Origin of the sequence: Amycolatopsis sp. La24 (assembly GCF_029087445.1) — a bacterium.
Taxonomy (GTDB): domain Bacteria; phylum Actinomycetota; class Actinomycetes; order Mycobacteriales; family Pseudonocardiaceae; genus Amycolatopsis; species Amycolatopsis nivea.
Window position 1 is genome coordinate 1 of the sequence record NZ_JARACH010000043.1, and the last position, 25142, is coordinate 25142.

Consider the following 25142-nt stretch of genomic DNA (forward strand, 5'->3'; position numbering starts at 1 on the left):
GGGCGCTCGGCTGGGGTTTCGGCTGGGCGGCGTGTTTGGGGCGGTGCGTCGGCGCGGGGGTTGCTGTGCTGGCGTGGGGTTGGGGTTTCGGCTGGGTGGGTGCTTCGCGCGGTGAGCCGGGGCAGGGCTGTTGTGCTGGTGCGGGGTTAGGTTGCGGCTGCGCGGGGTGCTTCGGGCGGGGAGTCGGACGAGGTTGCGGGGGCTGGGATTGTGGCTGGACGGCGGTGGGTCGCGGGTGGCTGAGGGGTGCCCGGACGAGCGAACCGGGTGCGTTGCGGGGATGGCGTTGCGGGGGCGATTGCGGTGTCGACCTGCTGCGAGAGGGCGGGCGAGCTGTTGTGGCGGGCGGGTTTCGAGGCGGGGCGAGCGGTAGGCGGCCAGACCCCGTTGTGGTCGCGGGGTTTCCGGGCGAGGCGGGACAGCGGGGCGGGCGAGCCGGTGTGGCGAGTCTCTCCGGAGGTCGCGAATTCGCTGCCCCGCCAGGGTTGCCGGAGCACTTGCCCGGATGGTGTTGGGGCAGTGGGAAGACCGCGTTTCCCGAGGTCGGCGGCCTGTTCGGGCTCCGGGGAGAACCCGCCGAATTGCTGATAAGACAACAGATTCGGGGCCGTCCGGGAAGGCGATCGGATTCCCCGAAGAGGTCGGTCCGGGAGGGCTAATCCGACGCCCGGAGATAAATCCCCGCCGGGGGTAAATAAACCCCGCGAGCGTGTCTCGGACGTCGCTTATGCCGGACCCGGGATAACTGCTGAGCGGCGCTCAGCAATACCGGTCTCTATAGAATCCGAATGGCTGAAGAGCGCACACGAGAAGGGGCCCGGCGCGCACGCCGGGCCCCTGGTGAAAAAAATCAGCCTGCCGAAGGCACCGGAGCGGGCAGCGGGCTCGGGTAATAGTCCGCGCCCACCAGAACCGGTCCGTCGTCGCCGGGGGAGAACGACAGGACCCACAGCGAGCCCTTCTTGCTCGGCACCACCCCGTCGCGGGCGGCGGGCAGTTCCAGGCCGTCCCGGTCCGCCAGTGCGCTCACCAGGTCCGGGATCACCCCGCCCTGGCTGCTGATCAGCGGGGTGCCCCCGTCGGCCGCGATCGCCAGCAGGCGGCGGATTCCGAGCAGCGGGTCGGGCCAGTAGCCCTCTTCCGACAGCAACGGCTCGTGCCGCACCTCGACGCCGAGGGCGTCCGCGATTCCGCCGACGGTCTGCACGCAGCGCAGCCGCGGCGCGGAGAACACCCGGTCGGGGCCGAAGAGCGGCAGCAGGTCTCGCAGTGCGGCCGCTTGGCGTTGGCCGGCTTCCGACAGCGGGCGGAGGTCGTCGTCGCCGGTCCAGTCTTCGCGTTTGCCCGCTTTCGCGTGCCGCACCAGCAACACCGTCGTCGGCGCGGGCGGGAGGGCGCAGAACTCGCGCAGCACCCGGACATCCGCCGGCCGGGTGAGCAGCTGCTCGGCCGCGATCGGGTCCAGCCAGCGCAGTTCGTCGACCTCTTCGTTGGGCGCGAAGGCTCCCTCGACGGCTTCGCCGCTGAAGTAGTCGACGCTCTTGCGCAGCAGCCGCCCGTTGTTCTTCGCGGGGACTTCGTACCTCGTCTGCGCGACATAGCGGCCCAGCACCGCGCGGAACCCGGTCTCTTCGGCGATCTCGCGCACCGCGGTGGCCGCGATCGTCTCGCCGGGGTCGACCTTTCCCTTCGGCAGCGACCAATCGTCGTAGCGGGGCCGGTGCACGACGGCTACCTCGATCCCCGCCCCGGCACGGCGCCAGAGCACCGCGCCCGCGGCCCGGACGTCCACGCTCATCCGACGGCCCCGTGCAGCTTCGCGAGTTCGAGCTGGTGGTCGCGCACCTGCGAACCGGCGGCCGGGAACGGCTGCCATTCGCCTGAGGAACTGAGCACCCAGCAGCGCGTGTGCGGATCGAGCGCCGAATCGAACACCTCGTCCAGCTGCCGCGTCAGCCTCGGGTCCTTGACCCGCACCAGCGCCTCGATCCGGCGGTCGAGGTTGCGGTGCATCATGTCCGCGCTGCCGATCCAGTGCGTGCCGCCCGCGCGGAAGTTGAACACCCGCGAATGCTCCAGGAACCGGCCGAGGATCGAGCGGACGCGGATGTTCTCGCTCAAGCCCTCGACGCCCGGCTTCAGCGAACAGATCCCGCGCACCACCACGTCGACCGGAACGCCTGCCTGCGACGCGTGGTACAGCGCGTCGATCACTTGCTCGTCCACGAGCGAGTTGCACTTGATCCGGATGCCCGCGTCGAGCCCGGCGCGCGCGAGTTCGATCTCCTCGCCGATCGCGCGCACGATGCCGCGGCGGATGCCGTGCGGCGACGTGAGGATCGTGCGGTAGGTGTCCTGGCGCGAGTAGCCGGTGAGGACGTTGAACAGGTCGGTGATGTCCGCGCCGATGCTCGGGTCCGCGGTGAGCAGGCCGAGGTCCTCGTACAGCCGCGCGGTCTTCGGGTTGTAGTTGCCGGTGCCGATGTGGCAGTAGCGGCGGATGGTCGAACCCTCCTGCCGCACCACCATCGACACCTTGCAGTGCGTTTTGAGGCCCACCAAGCCGTACACGACGTGCACGCCCGCGCGTTCCAGCGTGCGCGCCCAGGTGATGTTGGCCTGCTCGTCGAACCGCGCCTTGATCTCCACCAGCGCCACGACCTGCTTGCCCGCTTCGGCGGCGTCGATCAGCGCGTCCACGATCGGCGAATCGCCCGACGTCCGGTACAGCGTCTGCTTGATCGCCAGCACCTTCGAGTCGGCCGCGGCCTGTTCGATGAACCGCTGCACGCTCGTGGAGAACGAGTCGTACGGGTGGTGCACCAGGACGTCGCCCTCGCGCAGCGTCGCGAACACGCTCTTGGGCGTCTCGCGTTCGCCGAACGCCGGATGCGTCGCGGGCACGAACGGCCGGTCCTTCAACTCCTTGCGGTCGACCGCGGACAGCTGGAACAGGCAGGTGAGGTCGAGCAGCCCAGGCACCTCGACGACGTCCTCGGGATCGACTTCCAGCTCGCGCAGCAGCAGTTCGAGCATGTGCTCGCTCATGTCCTGCGCGACCTCGAGCCGCACCGGCGGGCCGAACCGGCGCTGCGCCAGCTCGCGTTCCAATGCCTGCAACAGGTCCTCGTCGCGGTCTTCCTCGACCTCGAAGTCGGCGTTGCGGGTGACGCGGAAGACGTGGTGCTCGGTGACCTCCATGCCGGTGAACAGATCGCTCAGGTGCGCGGAGATCAGTTCCTCGAGCGGCAGGAAGGTCGCGGTCCGGTTGCCGCGTTCGGTTTCCACGCGCATCAGCCGCGGCACGTTGCTCGGCACCTTCACGCGCGCGAACCGTTCGAGCCCGCCCTGCGGATCCCGCACCGTCACCGCGAGGTTCAGCGACAGCCCCGAGATGTACGGGAACGGGTGCGCCGGGTCGACCGCGAGCGGCGTGAGCACCGGGAAGATCTGCTCGGAGAAGTAGCTCGACAGCCGGAGCTGGTCGGCCCCGGACAGGTCGGACCAGCCGACGATCCGGATGTCCTGCTCGGCCAGCTGCGGGCGCAGGTGCTCCTTGAACGCGGCGGTGTGCCGCTCGACCAGGTCCTGGTTGCGCTTGGCGATGTAGTCCAGCTGTTCGCGCGGCGTGAGCCCGTCCGCGCTGCGCACCGAGAGGCCGGTGCCGTCGCGCCGTTTCAGCCCGGCGACCCGGACCATGTAGAACTCGTCCAAATTGGACGCGAAAATGGCGAGGAACTTGGCCCGCTCGAGCAGCGGCTGCGATTCGTCCTCGGCCAGCGCGAGCACGCGGGCGTTGAAGTCGAGCCAGGACAGCTCGCGGTTGAAATAACGGTCGTCGGGAAGCGACTCGACCGCTGTGGGCGCGGACGTGACGGCGGGCGGGGCCGAGGGGACGGAGCGGAATTCCTCGCCGCTCTCGGTCGTGGTCCGGCGCGATCGCGCGGCGGCGGGCGGCGCGGCGGGTTTCTTCGCCGAGGTGCGCAGCGCGCTCGACGAGGCGGTTTTGCGCTTGGCCGGTTTGTCTTTGTCCTCAGCCGGAGCCGCCTTGGGTTTTGCCCGGCGGGCCGCCGCGGCGTCGCCGTTCCCGCGCGAGGTCGCCTTCCCGCCCGCGGTGCGCGGGGCCGGGGACGAGGGGGACGCGCTGCTGCCGCTCTTCACGCGCCGCCGGGCCGGAGTGCTGCCGTCTTCTGTGCTCACGCTGCCCATTGTTCACTACGAAGCCGCGGTTTGCGCAGGCCGCGATGAAGGTCGAGTGAACACGTCAGCGCAATTGCGTCCGTTCGGCCGGGAGCAATGCCGCGGTGCGCTTCCCGAGACCGAGTCGCGCGGCGTGGCGCAGATCATCTTCGGTGTCGACGTCGCTGCGCAGCGACGGCAATGCCTGGGTGAGCGGAATCGCACCGGACGCCCGATGCAGTTCCGCGGAACCGGCGCCGAAGTGCGGGTCGAGCGGTTTCCCCGGCGCGGACAGCAACAGCGTGGTCCCGGTGCCCTGCCGGTCGAAGACCACCGCGCGGCGGCCGGCGGCTTCGGTGAGCGCCTGTTCCAGATCCACCGCGCGCAACGCGGGGAGATCCGCTTGGAGCGCGCCGACGACTCCGTCCGGCGCGTCCGCGCGCAGCAGCTCCGCGCCGTGCCGCAACGCTTCGTTGAGCCCGCCCTCCGCCGGTTCGGCGACCAGTTCGACGCCGAGACCGGCCAATTCGGACAGGGCGGCCGGATCGGAGGTGACGACGAGCACGCGGCGGACGCGGGCGACCGACGTGACCGCGGCCAGCGTGTCGCAGGCCAGCGCCAGCACCAGTTCGGCGTGCCGGTGCGCGGCGACCGCGCCGCGCAGCCGCGACTTGCCCGCGCCCGGCGGTTTCAGCGGCATGACCAGGTCTGCGTCCACCTGTCCATCTTTACCCGAAACCGCTCGCGCGCGTGCGTGAGCGCACCCTCCCTGGACTGCGCGAACCGGCGCGCGGCAGGATCACCCGGAGCAGAGGCGACCCGAGGAGGAGAACTGTGGCACGGCGTGAGAAGGGCGGATTCTGGGTGGGGCTGGCCGCCGCCGCGTTCTACCCGATGACCGCGATCGGCAAGCGGGTGTACCTCGGCGCGGAGAAAATCCCCCGGGAAGGGCCCGCGGTGCTGGTGATGAACCACATCTCGCACCTCGACCCGCCGGTCGACGCGGTGTTCGTGCACCGGCAGAAGCGGGTGCCGCGGTTCTTCCTCAAGGCGAGCCTGAAGAACGTGCCGGTCTTCGGCCGGATCGTGACCGGGTCCGGGCAGATCCCGGTGGCGCGCGGGTCGAGCGCGGCGGGCGACAGCCTCAAGGCCGCGCACCAGGCGCTCGAAGAGGGCAAGGTAATCGTGATCTACCCCGAGGGCACGATCACGAAGGACCCGCTGGGCTGGCCGAAGGAGGCTTACAGCGGCGCGGCGCGGCTGGCGCTGCAGAACGACGTGCCGGTGATCCCGATCGCGCGCTGGGGCACGAACCAGATCTTCAACGGCTACACCAAGAAGTTCACGCCGTTCCCGCGCAAGACGGTGACGCACCTGGTCGGCGACCCGATCGACCTGTCGCGGTTCCGCGGCGCGAACCCGCGCAGCGCCTCGACGCTGCGCGAGGTCACCGCGGTGCTGATGGACGAGGTGACCCGGCTGCTGGCCGAGATCCGGCAAGAGGAACCGCCCGCGAAGAAGCCGGAAACGGACGCGGCGGCCGACACCAAGGCGGAGATCACCGCCGAGCCCAAGGCGGAGGCCGAGAAGCCGGAGGACGGTGCCTGATGGCGGGTTTCGCCGCCGACGTGCAGCGGGTCACCGTGCTCGGCGCGGGTTCGTGGGGCACCGCGTTCGCGAAGGTGCTCGGCGACGCGGGCCGGGACGTGACGATGTGGGCGCGCCGGGAAAGCGTCGCCGAGGAAATCCGGGAGCGGCACACCAACGAGTCGTATCTGCCGGGAACGACGTTGCCGGACCGGATCACCGCGACGTCCGACGCGGCCGAGGCGCTGGACGGCGCGCAAGCGGTCGTGCTCGGGGTGCCGAGCCAAAGCCTGCGCGCGAATCTCACCGGCTGGCGGCCGCTGCTGCCGCCCGAGGCGATCCTGGTCAGCCTCGCCAAGGGTGTGGAACTGGGCACGCTCAAGCGGATGAGCGAGGTGATCGCCGAACTCGCCGAAGTCGATCCGGGCGAGATCGTGGTGGTGTCCGGGCCGAACCTGGCCCGCGAGATCGCCGCCGGGCAGCCCGCCGCCGCGGTGCTCGCGTGCGCCGACCACGAGCGCGCGAAAGCGGTGCAGCAGGCGACGTCGAACCAGTATTTCCGGCCCTACACCAACACCGACGTGGTCGGCTGCGAACTGGGCGGCGCGTGCAAAAACGTGATCGCGCTCAGCTGCGGGATGGCCGCCGGAATGGGCTTGGGCGCGAACACGATGGCGACGCTCATCACGCGCGGCCTCGCCGAAATGGCGCGGCTCGGCGCGAAACTCGGCGCGGACCCGCTGACCTTCGCCGGACTCGCCGGGCTCGGCGACCTGGTCGCGACGTGCTCGTCGCCGTTGTCGCGCAACCGCACCTTCGGCGAACGCCTCGGCCGAGGCGAGACGCTGGCCGAGGCGCAGGCGGCGACCGGCGGGCAGGTCGCGGAGGGCGTCGCGTCGTGCTCGTCGATCCGCGAACTGGCGCAGCGGCACGGGGCCGACATGCCGATCACGGACGCGATGTACCGGGTGTGCCACGAGGGCGTCGACCCGCGGCAGGCGGGCGCGGAACTGCTCGGGCGGTCGCGGAAGCCGGAGTGGCGCTGAGACTTGTGAGTGGCGCTGCCGGTTAGAACCGGCGTTGCCGCGCACGAGTTGCGAAGGCGGGAAGCTCGGCCTGGCGAGCGGGCTGGGTGTCGTGAGCGGCGCTGCCGGTTAGAACCGGCGTTGCCGCGCACGAGCGGGCACACCAGGGTGTGAACCTGCGCTCACCTGGGCGGTCCAGGGGGTGAGACGGGTTGACCGGGCGGTCCGGGGCTGGTTCTCTGTGCGGCATGCTGACGTGCGAGATGACGATGCGGCCGGGGTCTGACGACCTCCGCCCCGTCATGGGCATGTCGTGTCGCTGTTGTCGGTGAAACCGTCCCGGCCCAGTTCGACACCCATCTTCTTCCCGTGAGGACTTCTTTTCATGTTCGCCGTTCCGGACAACACCCTGCTGCGTCCCGAGAACCCCGCCCTGCGTCATCCGGTCCGCGTCGCCGTCGACGTGGCCGCTGACCGGGAGCGCTGGGGCGCCCTGCTGCGCTACGACCCCGACCAGCGGTTCTCCGCCCTCGTCGAACGCACCGAGGACCAGGAGATCTGGCTGCTCAGCTGGCTTCCCGGCCAGCACACCGACCTGCACGACCACGCCTTCTCGACCGGTGCGTTCACCGTCGTGTCCGGGCGGCTGACCGAAACCGTCGCGCGGCGCGCCCCTGGCGGGCGTGCGGTGACCGAGGTGCACGGGCTGTCCGCCGGGCAGTCGCGCGTGTTCGGGCCCGGTTACGTGCACGAGGTGCGCAACGACGGTCCGGACCCGGCGATCAGCGTGCACGTCTACCGCCAGGGCGGCCGGCAGATGCGGTCGTACCAGGCGAATCCGGTCGACGGGCCGTTCCGGGCGTGATCAGCGGTCGAGGTCGCCGCGCAGCCTGAACTGCCGTTCGATCTCCTCCCGGGAGACGCCGGCCGCGAGCAGAACCTGCAGCAGGATCCGCGATTTCCGCGGGCACAGCCAGCCGGCCATCGTCGCGCCCATCCGGATCAGGCTCGATTCGGAGCCGTGAAACCCGTAGGTGCCGCGGAAAGTCGGGCCCGCGCCGGTCCGGGAAGCGACGACCACCGGTACTTCGGCCGCCGCGATCACGTCCGCGGTTCCGGTCGACACGTGTCCGACGCCGTTCGCGGCCACCACTACGCCGCGCGCGCCGCCCTTGAGGACCAACGACAGCAGTTCGCCTGAATCTTCGAGGCCCGATTCCAGCAGCGGAACGAGATCGACGGTTTTGGCTCCCGGCAGCACCGGCAGGCGCGGCGGCGACGGGTGGAAGTAGTGCACCGCTCCTTCGGCCACCATGCCGAGCGGGCCCGCTGGCCGCGACGAAAACGTTTCGACGTGGCTGGAATGCGTCTTCCGCACCCAGCGCGCCGCGTGCACGTCGTCGTTGAACGCCACCAGCGCGCCCCGGCCGCGGCTGCGCGGATCGGCGGCGACCGCGAGCGCGGCGAGGATGTTCGCCTGCCCGTCCGGGCTGGGCAGGCTCGGGTTCCGCATCGCGCCGGTGATCACCACCGGCGCGTCGGACGGCCACGTGAGGTCGAACAGGTACGCCGTTTCCTCCAGCGTGTCCGTGCCCTGCACCACCACGAGACCGTCCGCGCCCGCCTCGATCTGCTCGACGCCCCACTGCCGGGTCCGCGCGAGCGTCGCGTAGTCCATCGACGAACTCGACAGCCCGGCGAGCGTGGCCGCGGTGATCTCCATCGGCAGCCGGGAACCCAGGTCTCCCAGCAGGTCCTCGGCGCTGAGCCGCGGCACGACGCCGTCTTCGATCGAACGTCCGGGAGCCATCGAGATGGTGCCGCCCAGCGCGGCGACGGCGATGCGAGTCATGCCCCGCACTCTATGCGGGGCGCCGCGCCTGCAGGGTGTAGCTCGCGGCGATCCGGCGCGGGTTGTCCCGCAACCGCCATTCGCCGCCCCCGGCCTCTTCCATCTCGTGCGGCAACGCGTTCCACGCCGCGGTGTCGTGTTCGGTCAGCCCGGTCAGGATCAGGCCCTGGTCGAGCAGCGCGGTGACGATCTCGCCGAGCGAATGGTTCCAGCTGTGCGTGGTCGTCGTGCGCAGCGGTTCGTCCGTGTCGACGTAGGTGGTGTCGTCGCTGAACACGAGCGGTTCGTCGTGCTCGAAGTAGTCGTACTTCGGCCACGCGCGTTCGGATTCGTCGTCGAGCGTCCACAGCATCGGATGGCCTTCGCGCATGAAGAGCCGTCCGCCGGGCCGCAGCAGCCGCGCGACCACCTCGGCCCACGGCGCGATCTTCGGCAGCCAGCAGATCGCGCCGATCCCGGTGTACACCAGGGCGAACGCGTTTTCGCCGAAGACTTCCACCGCGTCGTAGACGTTCGCTTCGTGGTAGTCGATGTCCGCGCCGGTGGCGTCGGCGAGCTCGCGCGCCTCGGCGAGCGACGCCGGGGAAAGGTCCAGACCAGAGATCTTGGCCCCGAGCCGGTGCAGCGACAGCGTGTCCGTGCCGATGTGGCACTGCAGGTGCACGGTGCGCAGCCCGGAAACGTCGCCGAGGCGAGGCTGGTCGAAGCGCACGATCTGGCTCAGGTGCCCGGGATCGGCCTTGAACTTGTCGAACTCGTAGTACGCCGAGCGCGCGTGGATCGGCGCGCGGTCGTCCCAGTTGGCGCGGTTGATCTCGAACGAATCGGTCACGCCTTCTCCGCCGCGCTGCGCAGGACGCAAAACTCGTTGCCTTCCGGATCCTGGAGGACAGCCCATCCGGTGCCGTCGTCGCGGCGGTGGTCGGAATGCAGTGTCGCACCCAGCTTGAGCAACCGGTCCACCTCTTCGTCGCGGGTCCCGTCGTCCGGTGCCAGGCAGAGGTGCATCCGGTTCTTGATGGTCTTGGTCTCCGGGACGGCGATGAACAGGAGGGTGACGCCGGAATCGAGCGTGATGCCGATCTCCGGATCGCCCTGCCGGCCGTCCTCGCCGACCGGGCGGCCGGTCACCTTGGTCCAGAACTGGGCCAGAGCCCACGGGTCGGCGCAGTCGACGGTGATGTTGTCCACGTACGAGGTCATCGGGCTCCTTGTGCCAGGGTTGCTGCCGGTCCGGAGTCTGCCCGGAATGCCCGATGCGCGCGACAGGTTTCCTGTCGAGTCGCTGTCAGCCGGGGGTTCGGCTCGCGCGCCCGCGCGGACGTCGCGGAGGATGGCGGGGTGGAGAACCCGAACCCGGTGCGGCTGCTCGTCGTGGACGACGAGCCGCACATCGCCGACCTGGTCGCGACCGTCGCCCGTTACGAGGGCTGGCAGGCCGTGACGGCCGGCTGCGGCGCCGACGCGCTCGCGCGCGCCGCGGAGTTCGCTCCCGACATCGTCGTGCTCGACCTCATGCTGCCCGATTTCGACGGCTTCACCGTGCTCGACAAGCTGCGCGAGAAACACGACGCGGTGCCGGTGGTGTTCCTGACCGCCAAGGACGCGACCGCCGACCGCATCGCCGGCCTCACCCGCGGGGGTGACGATTACCTCGTCAAGCCGTTCTCCGTCGAGGAATTGATGGCGCGGCTGCGCGCGGTGCTGCGGCGGACGTCCGAGAAGCCGGATACCCGCACGGTGGTGCTGCAGGTGGGCGATCTCACCCTGGACGAGGAGACGCACGAAGTCCGCCGCGGCGGCCAGCTCGCCGAGCTGACGCCCACTGAATACGAGCTGCTGCGTTACCTGATGCGGCGTTCGCCCGCGGTGCTCACCAAGGCGCAGATCCTCGACCACGTCTGGGAGTACGACTTCGGCGGACGGTCCAATGTGGTCGAACTCGCGATCTCGAGGCTGCGGCGCAAACTCGACACCGAGGCCGAACCGCTGATCCACACCGTGCGCGGCGTCGGGTATTCCGTGCGACAGGCGGGCCGGTGAACCGGGTCGGGCGCTGGGCTCGCCGGTGGTACCGGGCTTGGCGCGCTTCCCGGCTCGGCACGCGGCTGGCGTTCGGGCTGGGCGCGTTGTCGCTGGTCGTGTTCGCGATCGTCGGCGCGCTGACCGTCGAGCTGATGCACGACTACCTCAACCGGCGGCTCGACGAGCAGCTCAAAACCAGCCAGGTCGCGCAGGTGCCGCATCTGCGGGAATCGAAGGACAATCCGGAAGTCGTCTACTCCTGGTACTCCGCGGTTTTCGACGTGCGGGAGGGGCACGCCGTCCCGCAGCCGGGCAGCACGTTGCCGAACGACGTGCGGCCGTTGGCGCAGGTCGCCGAAGAAGCGACCAGCGGCGACCTGTTTCGCACGATCGCCTTGCCCGGTCAGGGTTCTTACCGCGTCCGGGCCTGTCCGGTGGAGACCTCGCAGAACGGGACCGGCACCGTGCTGTTGAGTGCCGCGCCGCAGGCTGATCTCGACAACACCGTGCAGCAGCTGATGTTGATCGAAGTGCTCGCGTTTCTCATCGCGTTGGCGATCCTCGTCGTCGCGGGCCGGGTGGTGCTGCGGCGCGGATTGCGTCCGTTGTCGGACATGGCTGGCACTGCGCACGACATTGCCTCGCATGACCTCACTGCCACGGCGGATTTGCCGGTGCGCGCGTCCGGCACAGGTGGCGGCGCGGAGGTGGAGGAGCTGCGGACGGCGTTCAACTTGATGTTGAGCCACATCGAATCCTCGCTGGCCGCGCGCACCGAGGCGAACGATCGGCTGCGCCGGTTCGTCGCCGACGCTTCGCATGAGCTGCGGACGCCGTTGACGTCCATCCGCGGCTATGCCGATCTTTTCCGTTACGCCGCCGCGAACGAACCCGAGGAACGCGAGGCGCACCTCGAGAAAATCCGGGCCGAGACCGCGCGGATGAGCGTGCTGGTGGACGATCTGCTGCTGCTCGCGCGGCTGGACGCGCGCGATGTCGAACCGCCGGTGCGGCCGCAACGGATGGATCTCACCGAGATCGCCGCGGCCGCCGCGGACGCGTTCCGGGCCGGTCGGCCGGGACATCCGCTGACGGTCTCGATCCCGGAGGAACCGGTGCTGCTGCACGCGGATCCGGCGCGGCTGCGGCAAGTCCTGGACAACCTGCTCGCGAACGCCGCCGTGCACACCGCGGAGGGAACGCCGGTCGAGCTGGCGGTAACGGTGGCCGACGGGATGGCCGTCGCCACCGTCACCGATGCCGGACCGGGGATTTCCGCGGCGGATCAGCAGCGGATTTTCGACCGGTTCTATCGCGTCGACAACTCCCGCACCCGGGCCGCTGGCGGCACCGGGCTGGGGTTGTCAGTGGTGCATTCGCTCGTGGTGGAGCACGGCGGGACGGTCTCGTTGGAGAGCCGCCCCGGACGGACGGTATTCACCGTGCGGTTGCCGCTGCCTTCGTGACGCGTGCGGTGACGTGTTCGGGCACCGTCCAGCCGGGTGGCAGGTCGGCGGACGGTTCCGGCTCGCCGAAGACCGTGCGCACCGGCAGTACTCCGGCCCAGGCGGCATTTGCGGTGACGTCTTCGGGCTCGTCGTCCGGTCCTTCGGCGCGGAGTTTCACCGACGCTTCGGCGAGGTCGAGCGCGATGACCGACACCGCGGCGAATTCCTTCTTGTTCACCGCGCGAGCGTGCTCCCACGAACCGGGGGAGAGGTGGTCGGTGAGCACGTGCAGGCCGCGCATCTTCTCGTCCGGGTCGGTCACCAGCCGGGCCTTGCCGAGGATCACCGCGCTGCGGTAGTTGACCGAGTGGTTGTTCACCGAGCGGCAGTAGACGATGCCGTCGAGGAGGGTGACCGTCACGCACACGTCGGTTTCCCCGGTCGCGGCTCGCAGACTGGCCGCGCCCGTGGAACCATGCAGGTACAGGATGTCGCCGTCGCGGCCGTATCCGGTGGGCAGCACCAGCGGGACGCCGTCGCGGACCACGCCGAGGTGGCAGATCAGCGCCTCGTCGAGCACGGCGTGCAGGACCGCGCGCTCGCTGGCGGCGCGGTGGCGTTTGCGGCCGAGCGTGGTGCGTTCGGTGGGCGAAAGGCTGCTCATGCGTTCAGTGTGCGGCGGCCAAGTGGCTACGTTGAATGTCCACTTCTTCTACACTTGAGAAGTCCACTTCGCCGTAACGGAGGTCCGCCGTGTCCTACGCCGACACCGCCCTGCCGGTCAGTCTCGACCGCGAAGCGGCCACCCCGCTGGCCGTGCAGTTGGCCGACGCCTTGCGCGAAGCCGCGGCCGGCGGGCATCTCCGCGGCGGCGACCGGCTGCCGTCCACGCGCGCGCTGGCGGAACGGCTCGGCGTCTCGCGCACGGTCACTTCGGCTGCGTACGAGCAACTTCACGCGGAAGGCTGGATCGCCGGCCGACACGGCTCCGGCACCTACGTGACCACTCCGCCGACCCGCGCCGCCGCGTCCGTCACGGTGCCCGGTTCGCTGCTCGCCGAGGCGGAACAAGCCCCGTTGCTGGACCTCGCGCCGGGTACGCCGTGGGCTGGCGGCCTCGACCGCGCGGCCTGGCGGCGAGCGTGGCGGGCCGCCGCCGATCCCGAGCCGCTCACGCGCGCGCACCGCGCCGGGTTGCCGGAATACCGCGCGACCGTGTCGGAACACCTGCTGCGCCACCGCGGTCTGGCCGCCGGTTCGGTGCTCGCGACCGGCGGTACCACTGCGGCTGTCGTGGAACTCGCCGCTGCCGTGCTGCGCCGAGGTGCGGTCGTGGCCTTCGAGGAACCGGGTTATCAGCGTGCGGTGCAAGCGTTCCGGCAGGCCGGGCTCACCGTTGTCGGCGTTCCGGTGGACGAGGAAGGTCTTCGTCCGGACGCGATTCCCGCCGGGGCGCGCGCCGTTTATTGCTCGCCCGCGCACCAGTACCCGATGGGCAGCCGGATGAGCGCGGCCCGCCGCGTGCAGCTCGTGGAACGCGCTCGCGCGGAAGGCATGCTGGTCATCGAGGACGACTACGACGGCGAGCTGCGCTTCGACGTCGCCCCGCTGCCGATGCTGGCCGCGCTCGCCCCGGACGTCGTCGTGCACCTCGGCACCACCAGCAAAATCCTCACCCCGACCCTCGGCGCGGGCTGGCTCGTCGCGCCCGCTTCGGTGGCCGATTCCATTCTGGCGTACCGGGATCTCACCGGAACCCGTCCGTCGCCGGCGGGGCAGCGGGTGCTCGTCGAACTCGCCCGGACCGGCGATCTGGGCCGGCACCTGCGGAAGCTGCGCCGGGAAATGGCCGAACGCCGGACGGTGCTGGTGACCGCGCTGTCGAACGCCGGAATCCCGTTCGTCGGCGACGACGCCGGCGCGCATCTGGTGGTGCGGACGGAAAGCGCCGAGACCGAGGCCGAGTTGATCGCCGCGGCGGAACGGCATTCGATCCGGCTCGACGGGCTGGCGCGGCATTTCGCCGGAACGCCGACGGTGCACGGCATCGCGCTGGGTTACGCGGGCTGCTCGCGGGAAGCGTTGATGGCCGCGGTGCCGACGCTGGTCGATCTTCTCCGCTGACTACGGGGGCCAGCCCTACCTTCGGTCCGCCGGTCAGCTTCATGGTGCCGGATCCGCTGCTCCGCGAGGCTTTTGCCGATCAGTTCGGCGCGCGGAGGAGTGCGGGATGACTTGGCGGATCCGGGTAGCAGCGATGGCGACCGCGATGCTGGCGGTGTTCGCCGCACCGGCCTCAGCGCAGCCAGCAGACACTGCGGTAGCGCACTTGCGTGAAGAACTGGCGGGCGGTCCGCCGTCGTCCTACGCGCTGGTGCCCGCGGACGGCAAGGTGACGACCGGCGCGGTCGGCCCCGACGTGACGCCGCAGTCGCCGTTTCTGCTTGGCTCGCTGAGCAAATCGTTCACCGCCATGGCAGTCATGCAGCTCGTCGACGCGGGCAAAGTCGGCCTGGACACCCCGATCACCGCGTACCTGCCGTGGTTCCGCACCGCCGGATCCAACGATCCGATCACCGTGCGGCAGTTGCTGAACCAGACCAGCGGGCTGCCGACCGAAGCGGGCACCGTCGACCTCTACGAACCGGAAACCACGCTGGAGCAGCGCGTCCGCGCACTCGCCGACGTCGTCCCGGTGTCTCGCCCCGGCACCGCTTTCCACTACTGCAACAAGAACTACGCGACGCTGGGTCTGCTGGTCGAGCAGGTTTCCGGCCAGAGCTACGCCGACTACCTCAAAGCGCACGTCCTCGCCCCGCTCGGCATGAACCGCACCTTCACCAACCTCGCCGACGCCCGTCGCGCGGGCCTGATCGAGGGTTCGTCGGTGCTGTTCGGCCTGAACGTGCCGATGGAAACACCGGATTTCCCGGGCGCGCTGCCTGACGGCTACCTGGTCTCGACCGCCGAGGACCTCAGCCATTACCTGATCTTCCAGATGACCGGCGCCTATCGCGGCACCCGTCCGCTGTCCGCCGAAAGCCTGCGCCTGATGCACAGCGCGGCCGTCCCGACCGGCGACGACCACGCGATCGACGGCATCGACCACTACGGATCCGGCTGGGGCACCGGCACTCTTCACGGCCAGCCGGTCGTCCAGCACGACGGCGACCTGACCCGCTACCACGCCAACCTGGGCTTTCTGCCAAACCAGCAGGTCGGCCTCGTGGTGCTGACCTCGCGCAACCCGGTCCTGCTGGACAACGGCGCGCCGTTCCACCACACCCTCGCGATGCTCGCGGGCGCACCGGCCCCGGAGATCGGCAACGGTTTCCTGTTCACCTACGGCGTCATCGACGGCGTCGCGCTCCTGGCCCTCGCTGCGATGGTCTTGGCGACCCGCCGACAGATCCGTCGCGCGCGAAAGCTGCCGGAACTCTTGCGGGACAAGGGTTTCCGCCGGGTAGCGGTGCGGCCGCTGGTCGGACATCTCATCGCCGCAGCGGCGCTGTACGCGGCGGTGTTCGTCGGAGTCGGCCTGCTCAGCTACGGCGGCTGGCTGCCGGTGGACGTCGCGTTCCAGACGCTGCCGGACTTCACGGTCCTCGTCCTCGCCGGGACAGCGTTCCTCGCGGTGCGCGGGTTGGGGTGGTTCGCGCTGGCCGCCTCGCGGACTCGCCGACCAGCGGCTCGACCCTCCCGACCAGCGCAGACACCCCCGGCGCGCGCTGTTGACGAGGCTCACCCGGTACGGTGACCGGCTATGAGCGCTGAAAAGATCCGGGTCGCGGTCGTGTTCGGTGGCCGCAGCAGCGAGCACACCATCTCGTGCCTGTCCGCGGGCAGTGTGATCTCGAACCTGGATCCGGACCGCTTCGAGGTGCTCCCGGTCGGCGTCACGCCGCACGGCGGCTGGGTGCTCGGCACCGGCGACCCGAAGCAGCTCAGCATCCAGGGCCGCGAGCTGCCGTCGGTCGAGTCCGGCCGCGCGCTCGTGCTCGCCGGCGACCCGACCAGCCGCGAACTGCGCACGGTCGACCCGGGCCAGGCCACCGAGGTGCTCGGCACCGTCGACGTCGTCTTCCCGGTGCTGCATGGCGCCTTCGGCGAGGACGGCACCATCCAGGGCCTGCTCGAACTCGCCGACATCCCGTACGTCGGCCCCGGCGTGCTCGCCAGCGCGGCGGCGATGGACAAGGAATACGCGAAGAAGCTGCTCGCCGCGGAAGGACTGCCGGTCGGCACCTACGCCGCGCTGCGCCGCGGACAGTCCACTTTGGCCGAAGCGGACCGGGAACGCCTTGGCCTGCCGGTGTTCGTGAAGCCCTCGCGCGCCGGTTCGTCGGTCGGCATCTCTCGCGTCGCCGACTGGGCCGGCCTGGACGCCGCGATCGAACTGGCCCGGCGCACCGACCCGAAGGTGCTCGTCGAGGCCGCGGTGCGCGGGCGCGAGGTCGAATGCGGCGTGCTGGAATTCCCGGACGGCCGCGTCGAGGCGTCGCTCCCGGCGGAGATCCGGGTGCTCGCCGAGGGCGAGGACGCCTGGTACGACTTCGAAACCAAGTACCTCGGCGAGGACGCCGAACTGGACATCCCGGCCAAACTGGACGACGCGCTCACCGACCGACTGCGCGCGATGGCCGTCGAGGCGTTCCGCGCGCTCGACTGCCAGGGCCTCGCCCGCGTCGACTTCTTCGTGACCGAGGAAGGCGACCTGGTGATCAACGAGGTCAACACGATGCCCGGGTTTACCACGAAGTCCGCCTACCCGAAGATGTGGGAGGTCACCGGGGTGGACTACCCGACGCTGCTGTCGACGCTGATCGACACCGCGCTCGCGCGGGGCACCGGCCTGCGCTGACCGCCGCGACCGCGGCGCGCGCGGCCGGACTAGGCCGGCGACCTTACGATGGCCCTCGAACAAACGGCCTGTCCCCACCGTAAGGAAAACAGCGCGTGCAGATCGCATCCCGGCTCGACCGGCTCCCGGTCACCCGGCGGCACCGGTACTTCGTCGCAGTGGTCGGCATCGCGACCTTCTTCGACCTCTACGACCTGTTCCTCGCCGCGACCATCAGCACCGTCCTCACCAAGGAGTTCGGCGTCACCCCGACGACGCTGAAGTACGTCCTGGCGTCGGCGTTCGTCGGCGCGTTCGTGGGCGCGGTGTTCCTCGGAAGGCTGGCCGACCGGCTCGGCAGGCGCCGCGCGTTCCTGCTCACCCTGGGCCTGTACTCGGTGTTCACGCTGCTCGGCGCGTTCAGCACGGACGTGTGGATGCTGGTGATCTGCCGGTTCATCGCCGGGATCGGCATCGGCGCGGAACTGCCGGTCGCTGACGCCTATCTCGCCGACCTGCTGCCCGCGCGCGCCCGCGGCCGGGCGACAGCCTGGGCTTACACCATCGGCTTCTGCGGCGTCCCCGCTGCCGGATTCCTCGCCCGTGCGCTGGTCGGGCACGCGCCGCTCGGCATCGACGGCTGGCGCTGGCTGTTCGTGATCGGTGCGCTGGGCGCGGCGGTCGTGTGGGCGCTGCGGTTCACGCTGCCGGAGTCACCGCGTTGGCTTGCGGCACAAGGAAGAATCGGCGAAGCGGACGAGGTCGTGCGCAAGCTCGAAGCGAGCGCGCCGCAGCCGTTGCCCGAACCGGAGCCGGAACCGCCCGCGCCCGAACCCGTGCGCGCGTCGGCATTGCTGCGTCCGCCGTGGTTCCGTCGCACGGCGATGCTGTACGTCTTCCAGCTGCTGCAATCGTTCGGCTACTACGGCTTCGGTTCGCTGGTGCCGATTGTGCTGGCCGCCAAGGGTTTCGGCCTCGTCACGTCGCTGACGTTCAGCGCGCTCACCTTCCTCGGCTACCCGATCGGGTCGGCGCTGTCCATCCCGATCATCGAACGGCTGGAACGCAAGTGGCTGATCGTCGCGAGCGCGGCGGCGATGGCGGTGTTCGGGCTGGCCTTCGGCTACGCGACGTCCGGCGTCCTGATCGCGGTGTTCGGCTTCTGCTACACTGCCGTCAGCAACGTCTTCTCGAACGCCTTCCACACCTACCAGGGCGAACTGTTCCCGACGTCGCTGCGCGGCACCGCCGCCGGCTCGGCCTACGCGTTGTCCCGGCTGGCGACGGCGGCGATGCCGTTCGTGCTGTTGCCGGTTCTGCATTCGGCGGGTGCGACGACGATGTTCGCGGTGGTCGCGGGTGCGATGGTGCTGTTGATGGTCGACGTGGCGGTGCTCGGCCCACGGACCACCGGCGAGTCGCTGGAGACGATCGCGGCTAGAACTTCAGAGGCTTGACCGGCAGCTTGGCCGAGATAGCGTCCGAAATGGCCTGCAGCGGTCCCGTCCCGGCGCTCTCCGGGACGGTCAGCGCGACGTAGACCGGCCGGTCGACCGCGTACCAGGTGGCCGAACCGCCCTGCTCGATCTGCAGCCACTGCACCTTGTTGACCACGCGCAGCTGCGCGGTCTGGGTGAGCTCCGGCGGGCGTTCGAGGCCGCAGCGCAGCACGACCGGATCCGGTTCGCCCCACGCGACGGTGGCCTTCGGCGCGGGCTCGGCGAGCGTGCGCGGCGACAGTTCCTTGCCGTTCGACGTGAGCGTGGCCGGGACCCCGGCGATCAGCTTCGCGCAGTCCGGCGACCCGGCCTGCGGCGCGGGAACGGACACGAGCGCGAGCGGCTGGTTCGGATCGGGCTGTCCCGAAGAGCTCTTCGTCAGCGCGACGACCGCGACCGCGACCGCCAGCGCGGCCACGAGCAACGACGCGGTGACGAGGACGACCTTCGGAGGAGCCCCGGTGTCGGTGTCTGCCACCGCCTCAGTGGACCACGGCTCAGAGATGCACGACCGGGCAGGTCAGCGTGCGCGTGATCCCCTGCACGTTCTGCACGCGGGCGACGACGAGCTGGCCGAGCTGGTCCACGGTGTCCGCGGCCGCGCGCACGATCACGTCGTACGGGCCGGTGACGTCCTCGGAGCTGGTCACGCCCGGGACCCCGGCGATCTCCGCAGCCACCGCGGCCGCCTTGCCGACCTCGGTCTGGATGAGGATGTATGCGTGGACCACGGCGTGCCCTTTCGTCGGTGGCGGTCTAGTCGAGGTAGGAACGGTGTAGGAAACGTAGCGCCAGCCCTGGGAAAAACCTAGGGGATCCGATTGTCGGTGGCCGATCCGACACAGGCGAGGGAAACAGGAGGTGACCGGTGTCACCGGACGAGCACTCGGTGGCCGCGACAGGCGAGTTCGGCCTGATCCGGCGGGTCACCGAAGGACGCGCGCAGCCGCCGTCGACACTGCTGGGCCCGGGCGACGACGCGGCGGTTCTCGCCGCGCCGGACGGCCGCGTGGTCGTCACGACCGACGTGCTGGTCCACGGCGTGCACTTCCGGCTCGACTGGTCGAGCCCGGAGCAGGTCGGGCGCAAGGCGGTCGCGGTGAATCTGTCCGACGTCGCGGCGATGGGCGCGAAACCGACGTCGGTGGTCGTCGGGATCGCGTGCCCGGCCGACACCCCGGCGCAGGTCGTGACCGAGATCATGGACGGCATGTGGGCCGAGGCGAACGCGGCCGGGATCGGGGTGTCCGGCGGCGATCTCGTGAGCGCGGACCAGCTCGTGATCAGCGTCACCGCATTGGGCGACCTCGAAGACCGCGAACCGGTGACCCGCTCCGGCGCGCGCCCCGGCGACGTGCTCGCGGTGTGCGGACGGCTCGGCTGGGCCGCGGCCGGGCTCGCGGTGCTGCGCCGCGGATTCCGGTCGCCGGTCGGGGTGGTGAACGCGCAGCGCTGCCCGGAACCGCCGTATTCGGCCGGTCCGCAGGCCGCGCACGCCGGTGCGACGGCGATGATGGACGTGTCCGACGGGCTCCTCGCCGACCTCGCGCACCTGGCCGCGGCTTCCGAGGTCGGGCTCGACGTGCAGACCGCGTTGCTCGAGGTGCCGACGCGGCTGAAGGAGGTCGGCAGCGCGCTCGGCGCGGACCCGATGCAGTGGGTGCTGACCGGCGGCGAGGACCACGCGCTGGTCGCGACGTTCCCGCCGTTCGACGACCTGCCCGAGGGCTGGCGCAAGATCGGCGTGGTCACCATGCCCGGATCCGGCGTCACCGTGGACGGGCGCGAGTACGACCAGCAGGGCGGCTGGGAGCACTGGCAGCAGTGATCCTTCATTAGGCTGGCGCCGTGGACATCCGTGCCGTCGCCTTCGACCACCCCGACGCCGCCAAGCTGATGGCCGAGGTGCAACTGGAGTACGTGCGCCGCTACGGCTCCGAGGACGAGACCCCGATGGACCCCGCGGAGTTCGCGCCGCCGCGGGGCCTGTTCCTGGTCGGGTACCTGGACGACGTGCCGGTGGCGTCCGGCGCGTGGCGCGCGCACGACGGTCCCGAGCCGACGTTCCGGCCCGGCGACGTCGAGCTGAAACGGATGTACGTGGTCGAATCCGCGCGGGGCCGCGGGTTCGCCCGCGCGATGCTCGCCGAACTGGAACGCACCGCGGTCGCCGCCGGACGCCGCCGCGTCGTGCTGGAGACGGGCACCGAACAGCCGGAGGCGATCGCCCTCTACCGTTCGTCGGGCTACGTCGAGGTCCCGGCTTTCGGTTATTACGGCGATATGCCGGAAAGCCGGTACTACGGCAAGGATCTGGCCCGCGACCGACAACACTGAACGACCCGGAGGCGGCATTGGCCATCTACGCGCTCGGCGACCTGGTCCCGACTATCCACCCGGACGCCTACGTCCATCCCGACGCGACCGTGATCGGCGACGTCCGGATCGGCGCGCGCGCCTCGGTCTGGCCGCAGACGGTGCTGCGCGGCGACCACGGGTACATCGAGATCGGCGAACGTTCGAACGTGCAGGACGGCTGCGTCGTCCACTGCACCGCGCGGCATCCGACGATCGTGGGCCCGTCCTCGGCGGTCGGGCACGCGGTGCACATCGAGGGCGCGACGATCGGCACCGGCTGCCTGATCGCGTCGGGTTCGGTGGTGCTGAACGGAAGCGTGATCGAGGACGGCGGCATGGTCGGCGCGGGCGCGGTGCTGTCGTACGAATCGAGCGTCGGCACCGGCGAGATCGCACTGGGAGTTCCGGCGAAAACGCGGCCGAACAAGTCGTTTTCCGAAGACCAGATCGCCGCGGTCGTGGATTCCTACGTCCGGCGCGGGGCCCGGTTCCGGGCGGAGTTGCGCAAGTTGGACTAAGTCCGTGAGGGGAACCCTGAGGGAATCAGATTCCCTCAGGGTGGCCCTCACGGACCTCAAGACGCGGTCAAATGGGGGAGAGAATCGGGCATTGGTTCCCCAAGGAGTCCTTCACGGACCGCTCGCCGGAGTCTGGACCCGCCCCGGTGACCTCGGGCACGTGGCGCTAGGCTCGCGGGCCGTGACTGGACGACCGCTGGACGAAATCGTCGAAGCCGGCTGGGCGAAAGCCCTTGAACCAGTGGCCCCGCAGGTCGCCGCGATGGGGGAGTTCCTCCGCGCCGAGATCGCCGCGGGCCGCACCTATCTTCCCGCGGGCGAGCACGTGCTGCGCGCGTTCAAGCAGCCGTTCGACGACGTCCGCGTGCTGATCGTCGGCCAGGACCCGTACCCGACGCCGGGGCACGCGGTCGGCCTGAGCTTCTCGGTGGCCCCGGACGTGCGGCCGATCCCGAAGAGCCTGATCAACATCTACCAGGAGTACTGCGAGGACCTGGGCCATCCGACGCCGTCCAACGGCGACCTGACCCCGTGGGCGGAGCAGGGCGTGCTGCTGCTGAACCGGTCGCTCACCGTGCAGCCGCACAAGTCGAACTCGCACCAGGGCAAGGGCTGGGAACAGGTCACCGAGCAGGCGATCAAGGCGCTCGCCGCGCGCGGCGGACCGCTGGTGGCGATCCTGTGGGGCCGCAACGCGCGGAACCTGCGGCCGATGCTCGGCGAGGTGCCGTGCATCGAATCGGCGCACCCGAGCCCGCTTTCGGCGCGCAACGGCTTTTTCGGGTCGCGGCCGTTCAGCCGGGCGAACCAGCTGCTGGTCCAGCAGGGCGCGGAACCGCTCGACTGGAAACTTCCCTGACGCGGCGTGTCCAGTTCCGGCGATCGGCGCCGACCACCAGGGTAAGCAGCGACTGAAACCCTGGAGGAACGCCATGACCGCCACCGTCACGTCCGCCGACGGCACCCCGATCGCCTTCGACACCTACGGCACGGGTTCGCCGGTGCTGCTGGTCGGCGGCGCGGTGAACGACCGCACGACCGTCGCCGCGCTCGCCGCGGTGCTCGCCGACGCCGGTTTCACCGCCGTCGCCTACGACCGGAGAGGCCGCGGCGACAGCGGCGACGCGCCGGTCTACGCCGTCGAGCGCGAGATCGATGACCTCGAGGTGCTGATCGAGGCCGTCGGCGGCTCGGCCGCGGTGTTCGGCCACTCGTCCGGCGCGATCCTGGCCCTGGAAGCGGCGGCGCGCGGGCTGCCGATCACGAAGGTGGCGGTGTACGAACCGCCGTTCATCGGCGACGACCGCCCACGGCCGGCTGAAGACCTGGTGGACCGGGTCAGCGCTTGCCTGGCTTCTGGGGATCGGGACGGCGCGGTCGAACTGTTCCTGGTCGAGGGCACCGGGACCCCGGCCTCGGTGGTGGACTCGATGAAGTCCGCGCCGGTGTGGGGCTGGTTCGTCGGACTGGCGCACACGCTGCCGTACGACCTGACCGTGTGCGGCCGCGGCAACTACCTGCCGACGGACCGCCTGGCGGCGATCACCGTCCCGGTGCTGTCGCTGTCCGGCGGCGCGGGGGAGGCGTGGATGACGTCGTCCGCCAAGGCCGTCGCCGCTGCGGTCGCGCACGGGCGGTACGAGGAGATTCCGGGGCAGGACCACGGGGTGCTGAACGCACCGGAGTCCCTGCGAGAGGTGCTGGCGAACTTCCTGCGGTGACGAAAAAGGGGCGGGTGCTACGGCACTCGCCCCTTCGATTCCCAGGCGACCCAACGCGGGGGTCCAGGGGGCTTGCCCCCTGGTGGGGGCCCGGGGGTTCGACCCCCGGAAGACACGTAGCGACAAAAAATGGCGAGTGCTCTCCACGAGCACTCGCCACCCTTCGAGTTTGTCGCTACCCGCGCACGACCTTGCCAGCCTTGATGCACGAGGTGCAGGCGTTCAGGCGCTTGCGCTGGGACACGCCGACCTTCGCGTGCACAACCTGGATGTTCGGGTTCCACCGGCGGTTGGTACGCCGGTGGGAGTGCGAGACCGACTTGCCGAAGCCGGGTCCCTTGCCACAGACGTCGCACACGGCAGCCACGTCGAACTCCTCTGGATATGGGACAAAGAATGCGCGCCCGAACGTGCCGGGCAACTCGACCATAGTAACGAGTGGTCTCGGGGGCCTTGCCGCGGGGTCGTTACCCTCGCGGGGACCGGCTAGGAGGTTACGGGGTGCGGGTGCTGGACGCGGCGGCGGTGTCGGGCTGGGCGGCGGCCTCTGTGCGCAGCTTGGACAGGCTGCGCGCGGCCATCGACGGCATCAACGTCTACCCGGTCGCGGACTCCGACACCGGTTCCAACCTGCTGTACACGATGACCGGCGCGCACGAGGCGCTCGCCGCGGCGGAACCGGCCGGCGCGGCCGAGGCGCTGGCGGTGCTGGCGCGCGGGGCGGTGGCGCACGCGCGGGGCAATTCGGGAGTGATCCTTTCCCAGGTCGTGCGGGGGATGGCGGACTGGGCGGCCACCGGCGGCGACCTCGACGGATCGGGTCTCGCCGCCGCGCTGGGGCACGCGGACCAGGCCGCCACGGGCGCGGTCAGCAGGCCGGTCGCCGGGACGATGCTGACCGTCCTGCACGCCGTGGCCGCCGCCGTTCGAGACACGACGCGGACGTTGCCCGAGGTCGCGCGCGAGGTCGTCACCGTGGCTGCGGCGGCGCTGGAGGAGACGCCCAAGCAACTGCCCGCGCTGGCCAAGGCGGGAGTCGTCGACGCGGGGGGCCGGGGTCTGGTCGCGGTGCTCGACGCGTTGGCCGGGGTGATCACCGGCGAACCCGAGGATCCCGGGCACGACCTGAAGGCAGTCGCTTCGCTGCCGGAGCAGGCGCCGTACGCGTGGGAGGTCATGTACTTGCTGGACGAGGTCGACGAGGCCCGGCTGCCGGCGTTGCGCAAGGAACTGAGCGGGTTCGGCGACAGCGTGACCGTGGCAGGAGACGGTTCGGGCAGCCACGCGGTGCACGTCCACTGCGCGGACATCGGTGCGGCCATCGAAGCCGGGCTGCAGCTGGGCAGGCCGCGGAAGATCCGGGTCGAACCGCTGATCACGCCGACGCCGATCGAACCCGGTGGCGGTATCGACCGGTCTGTGGTCGCGGTGGTGCGCGGCGGCGGGCTCGCCGAGCTGCTGCGCGCCGAGGGCGTCGCCGTGCTGGCGGTGCCCGAGAGCGAGACGCCGAGCGTCGAGGACATGATCGGGCTGTTCAACGAGGCGGCCGGACAGCACCTGAGCGTCCTGCCGGGCGGGCCGGACCTCACCGCGGCCGCCGACACCGCCGCCGGGCATCCGATGGCGGGCGAGCGCGACGTCGTGGTGATCCCGTGCGCGTCGCCGGTGCAGGTGCTGGCCGCGCTCGCGGTGCACGACAGCGGACGCCGGGTCAACGACGACGTCGTCGCGATGGCCGAGGCGGCCGCCGCGACCAGGCGTGGCGAGCTGCGGATCGCGCACGAGGAGTCGCTAACCTGGGTGGGCCGGGCCCAGTCCGGCGACGTGATCGGCCTGGTCGACGACGAGGTGGTGCTGATCGAGCCCGCCCCGGCGTCGGCGACGAATCTCGTCGCGGCGGCGGTCAGCGTGCTGAACCGGATGCTGGCGCTCGGCGGCGAGCTGGTCACCGTCCTGAGCGGGGCGGACGCTCCGCCGAGGGTGGCCGCCGAGCTCGCCGAACAACTGCGGCTGGAGCACCCCGAGGTGGAGTTGACGAGTTACGCCGGCGGGCAAAACGATGCTGTGCTGCTGATGGGGGTCGAATAATC

General features: G+C 70.6%; 25 protein-coding genes. 15 read left to right on the plus strand and 10 right to left on the minus strand.

Annotated features, from left to right (window positions below):
* Positions 1 to 850 precede the first annotated feature (850 nt).
* Genes PUT80_RS31400 through cofC form a run of 3 tightly spaced genes read right to left on the minus strand, consistent with a single transcriptional unit; the run spans position 851 to position 4897 of the window.
* Positions 851 to 1798, minus strand: a complete 948-nt coding sequence (locus tag PUT80_RS31400; protein WP_037811730.1) for an NUDIX hydrolase — start codon at positions 1796 to 1798, stop codon at positions 851 to 853.
* Entirely contained in the window at positions 1795 to 4209 is a 2415-nt protein-coding gene (locus PUT80_RS31405; RefSeq protein WP_199817566.1) for an RNA degradosome polyphosphate kinase, read from the minus strand. The genes PUT80_RS31400 and PUT80_RS31405 overlap by 4 nt, the downstream gene beginning before the upstream one ends.
* 55 nt (positions 4210 to 4264) lie before the next feature.
* A complete protein-coding gene (gene cofC, locus PUT80_RS31410) occupies positions 4265 to 4897 on the minus strand; it encodes a 2-phospho-L-lactate guanylyltransferase (protein WP_238607902.1) in 633 nt (210 codons plus the stop codon).
* 176 nt (positions 4898 to 5073) lie between these two features.
* Between cofC and PUT80_RS31415 the strand changes: the two genes are divergently transcribed.
* From PUT80_RS31415 to PUT80_RS31425, 3 genes are all read left to right on the plus strand, one after another.
* Positions 5074 to 5787, plus strand: coding sequence for a lysophospholipid acyltransferase family protein (locus PUT80_RS31415; RefSeq protein ID WP_238608412.1), 714 nt, complete (start codon positions 5074 to 5076; stop codon positions 5785 to 5787).
* A complete protein-coding gene (locus PUT80_RS31420; protein WP_043835439.1) occupies positions 5787 to 6812 on the plus strand; it encodes an NAD(P)H-dependent glycerol-3-phosphate dehydrogenase in 1026 nt (341 codons plus the stop codon). The genes PUT80_RS31415 and PUT80_RS31420 overlap by 1 nt, the downstream gene beginning before the upstream one ends.
* A gap of 364 nt (positions 6813 to 7176) precedes the next feature.
* Positions 7177 to 7656, plus strand: coding sequence for a cysteine dioxygenase family protein (locus PUT80_RS31425; RefSeq protein ID WP_134727834.1), 480 nt, complete (start codon positions 7177 to 7179; stop codon positions 7654 to 7656).
* On the opposite strand, the gene PUT80_RS31430 is transcribed toward PUT80_RS31425, so the two are convergent.
* From PUT80_RS31430 to PUT80_RS31440, 3 genes are read right to left on the minus strand one after another with little or no spacing between them, the layout of a single operon-like run.
* A complete protein-coding gene (locus PUT80_RS31430) occupies positions 7657 to 8643 on the minus strand; it encodes an asparaginase (RefSeq protein WP_275294346.1) in 987 nt (328 codons plus the stop codon).
* A 10-nt stretch (positions 8644 to 8653) separates the two neighbouring features.
* Entirely contained in the window at positions 8654 to 9475 is an 822-nt protein-coding gene (locus PUT80_RS31435) for a class I SAM-dependent methyltransferase (protein WP_275294347.1), read from the minus strand.
* Positions 9472 to 9846: a VOC family protein gene (locus PUT80_RS31440; RefSeq protein WP_275294348.1), complete on the minus strand. Its 375-nt coding sequence runs from the start codon at positions 9844 to 9846 to the stop codon at positions 9472 to 9474. The genes PUT80_RS31435 and PUT80_RS31440 overlap by 4 nt, the downstream gene beginning before the upstream one ends.
* Positions 9847 to 9984: 138 nt before the next feature.
* Here PUT80_RS31440 and PUT80_RS31445 point away from each other — a divergent pair, with 138 nt between their 5' ends.
* Positions 9985 to 10686, plus strand: a complete 702-nt coding sequence (locus tag PUT80_RS31445) for a response regulator transcription factor (protein WP_134727838.1) — start codon at positions 9985 to 9987, stop codon at positions 10684 to 10686.
* Positions 10683 to 12134, plus strand: coding sequence for a HAMP domain-containing sensor histidine kinase (locus tag PUT80_RS31450; protein ID WP_275294349.1), 1452 nt, complete (start codon positions 10683 to 10685; stop codon positions 12132 to 12134). The genes PUT80_RS31445 and PUT80_RS31450 overlap by 4 nt, the downstream gene beginning before the upstream one ends.
* Here the strand turns inward: PUT80_RS31450 and PUT80_RS31455 are convergent.
* Positions 12106 to 12780, minus strand: coding sequence for a pyridoxamine 5'-phosphate oxidase family protein (locus tag PUT80_RS31455; RefSeq protein WP_275294350.1), 675 nt, complete (start codon positions 12778 to 12780; stop codon positions 12106 to 12108). The genes PUT80_RS31450 and PUT80_RS31455 overlap by 29 nt on opposite strands.
* Positions 12781 to 12869: 89 nt before the next feature.
* On the opposite strand from PUT80_RS31455, the gene PUT80_RS31460 reads away from it, so the two are divergent.
* The 4 genes from PUT80_RS31460 (at position 12870) to PUT80_RS31475 (ending at position 18413) form a co-directional block, all read left to right on the plus strand.
* The gene (locus PUT80_RS31460; RefSeq protein WP_037811720.1) at positions 12870 to 14240 is read left to right on the plus strand and encodes a PLP-dependent aminotransferase family protein; all 1371 of its coding nucleotides are present in this window, start codon (positions 12870 to 12872) and stop codon (positions 14238 to 14240) included.
* 106 nt (positions 14241 to 14346) lie between these two features.
* On the plus strand, positions 14347 to 15873 hold the full coding sequence (locus PUT80_RS31465; RefSeq protein WP_275294351.1) for a serine hydrolase domain-containing protein: 1527 nt from the start codon (positions 14347 to 14349) through the stop codon (positions 15871 to 15873).
* A gap of 6 nt (positions 15874 to 15879) precedes the next feature.
* Positions 15880 to 16977 carry a D-alanine--D-alanine ligase family protein gene (locus PUT80_RS31470; RefSeq protein ID WP_275294352.1) on the plus strand — a complete coding sequence of 366 codons (1098 nt, stop codon included), beginning with the start codon at positions 15880 to 15882 and terminating at the stop codon, positions 16975 to 16977.
* 95 nt (positions 16978 to 17072) lie between these two features.
* Positions 17073 to 18413, plus strand: coding sequence for an MFS transporter (locus PUT80_RS31475; RefSeq protein ID WP_037811717.1), 1341 nt, complete (start codon positions 17073 to 17075; stop codon positions 18411 to 18413).
* On the opposite strand, the gene PUT80_RS31480 is transcribed toward PUT80_RS31475, so the two are convergent.
* Positions 18394 to 18933 (minus strand): DUF3515 domain-containing protein, encoded by a 540-nt coding sequence (locus tag PUT80_RS31480; protein ID WP_037811716.1) that lies wholly within the window; start codon positions 18931 to 18933, stop codon positions 18394 to 18396. The two genes, PUT80_RS31475 and PUT80_RS31480, sit on opposite strands and share 20 nt — an antisense overlap.
* A gap of 19 nt (positions 18934 to 18952) precedes the next feature.
* Entirely contained in the window at positions 18953 to 19186 is a 234-nt protein-coding gene (locus PUT80_RS31485) for an Lrp/AsnC ligand binding domain-containing protein (RefSeq protein WP_037811714.1), read from the minus strand.
* A 137-nt stretch (positions 19187 to 19323) separates the two neighbouring features.
* On the opposite strand from PUT80_RS31485, the gene PUT80_RS31490 reads away from it, so the two are divergent.
* The 5 genes from PUT80_RS31490 (at position 19324) to PUT80_RS31510 (ending at position 23052) form a co-directional block, all read left to right on the plus strand.
* The gene (locus PUT80_RS31490) at positions 19324 to 20283 is read left to right on the plus strand and encodes a thiamine-phosphate kinase (RefSeq protein ID WP_238607894.1); all 960 of its coding nucleotides are present in this window, start codon (positions 19324 to 19326) and stop codon (positions 20281 to 20283) included.
* Positions 20284 to 20303: 20 nt separating this feature from the next.
* Positions 20304 to 20792, plus strand: coding sequence for a GNAT family N-acetyltransferase (locus tag PUT80_RS31495; RefSeq protein WP_037811710.1), 489 nt, complete (start codon positions 20304 to 20306; stop codon positions 20790 to 20792).
* A 17-nt stretch (positions 20793 to 20809) separates the two neighbouring features.
* Complete coding sequence (locus PUT80_RS31500) at positions 20810 to 21331, plus strand: gamma carbonic anhydrase family protein (protein WP_275294353.1); 522 nt, start codon at positions 20810 to 20812, stop codon at positions 21329 to 21331.
* A 181-nt stretch (positions 21332 to 21512) separates the two neighbouring features.
* Positions 21513 to 22190, plus strand: coding sequence for a uracil-DNA glycosylase (locus tag PUT80_RS31505; protein ID WP_037811706.1), 678 nt, complete (start codon positions 21513 to 21515; stop codon positions 22188 to 22190).
* Positions 22191 to 22263: 73 nt separating this feature from the next.
* Complete coding sequence (locus tag PUT80_RS31510) at positions 22264 to 23052, plus strand: alpha/beta hydrolase (protein ID WP_275294354.1); 789 nt, start codon at positions 22264 to 22266, stop codon at positions 23050 to 23052.
* A gap of 175 nt (positions 23053 to 23227) precedes the next feature.
* Here the strand turns inward: PUT80_RS31510 and rpmB are convergent, their stop codons facing one another.
* Positions 23228 to 23419, minus strand: a complete 192-nt coding sequence (gene rpmB / locus PUT80_RS31515; protein ID WP_009074135.1) for a 50S ribosomal protein L28 — start codon at positions 23417 to 23419, stop codon at positions 23228 to 23230.
* A gap of 134 nt (positions 23420 to 23553) precedes the next feature.
* Between rpmB and PUT80_RS31520 the strand changes: the two genes are divergently transcribed.
* Positions 23554 to 25140, plus strand: coding sequence for a DAK2 domain-containing protein (locus tag PUT80_RS31520; RefSeq protein ID WP_275294355.1), 1587 nt, complete (start codon positions 23554 to 23556; stop codon positions 25138 to 25140).
* Positions 25141 to 25142 lie beyond the last annotated feature (2 nt).

What these genes read in the sequence shown, in the direction of transcription:
- PUT80_RS31400 (WP_037811730.1), bottom strand. Translation starts at nt 1,798, where the DNA reads ATGAGCGTGGACGTCCGGGCCGCGGGCGCGGTGCTCTGGCGCCGTGCC.
- PUT80_RS31405 (WP_199817566.1), bottom strand. Translation starts at nt 4,209, where the DNA reads ATGGGCAGCGTGAGCACAGAAGACGGCAGCACTCCGGCCCGGCGGCGC.
- PUT80_RS31415 (WP_238608412.1), top strand. Translation starts at nt 5,074, where the DNA reads ATGACCGCGATCGGCAAGCGGGTGTACCTCGGCGCGGAGAAAATCCCC.
- PUT80_RS31420 (WP_043835439.1), top strand. Translation starts at nt 5,787, where the DNA reads ATGGCGGGTTTCGCCGCCGACGTGCAGCGGGTCACCGTGCTCGGCGCG.
- PUT80_RS31425 (WP_134727834.1), top strand. Translation starts at nt 7,177, where the DNA reads ATGTTCGCCGTTCCGGACAACACCCTGCTGCGTCCCGAGAACCCCGCC.
- PUT80_RS31430 (WP_275294346.1), bottom strand. Translation starts at nt 8,643, where the DNA reads ATGACTCGCATCGCCGTCGCCGCGCTGGGCGGCACCATCTCGATGGCT.
- PUT80_RS31440 (WP_275294348.1), bottom strand. Translation starts at nt 9,846, where the DNA reads ATGACCTCGTACGTGGACAACATCACCGTCGACTGCGCCGACCCGTGG.
- PUT80_RS31455 (WP_275294350.1), bottom strand. Translation starts at nt 12,780, where the DNA reads ATGAGCAGCCTTTCGCCCACCGAACGCACCACGCTCGGCCGCAAACGC.
- PUT80_RS31465 (WP_275294351.1), top strand. Translation starts at nt 14,347, where the DNA reads ATGACTTGGCGGATCCGGGTAGCAGCGATGGCGACCGCGATGCTGGCG.
- PUT80_RS31470 (WP_275294352.1), top strand. Translation starts at nt 15,880, where the DNA reads ATGAGCGCTGAAAAGATCCGGGTCGCGGTCGTGTTCGGTGGCCGCAGC.
- PUT80_RS31510 (WP_275294354.1), top strand. Translation starts at nt 22,264, where the DNA reads ATGACCGCCACCGTCACGTCCGCCGACGGCACCCCGATCGCCTTCGAC.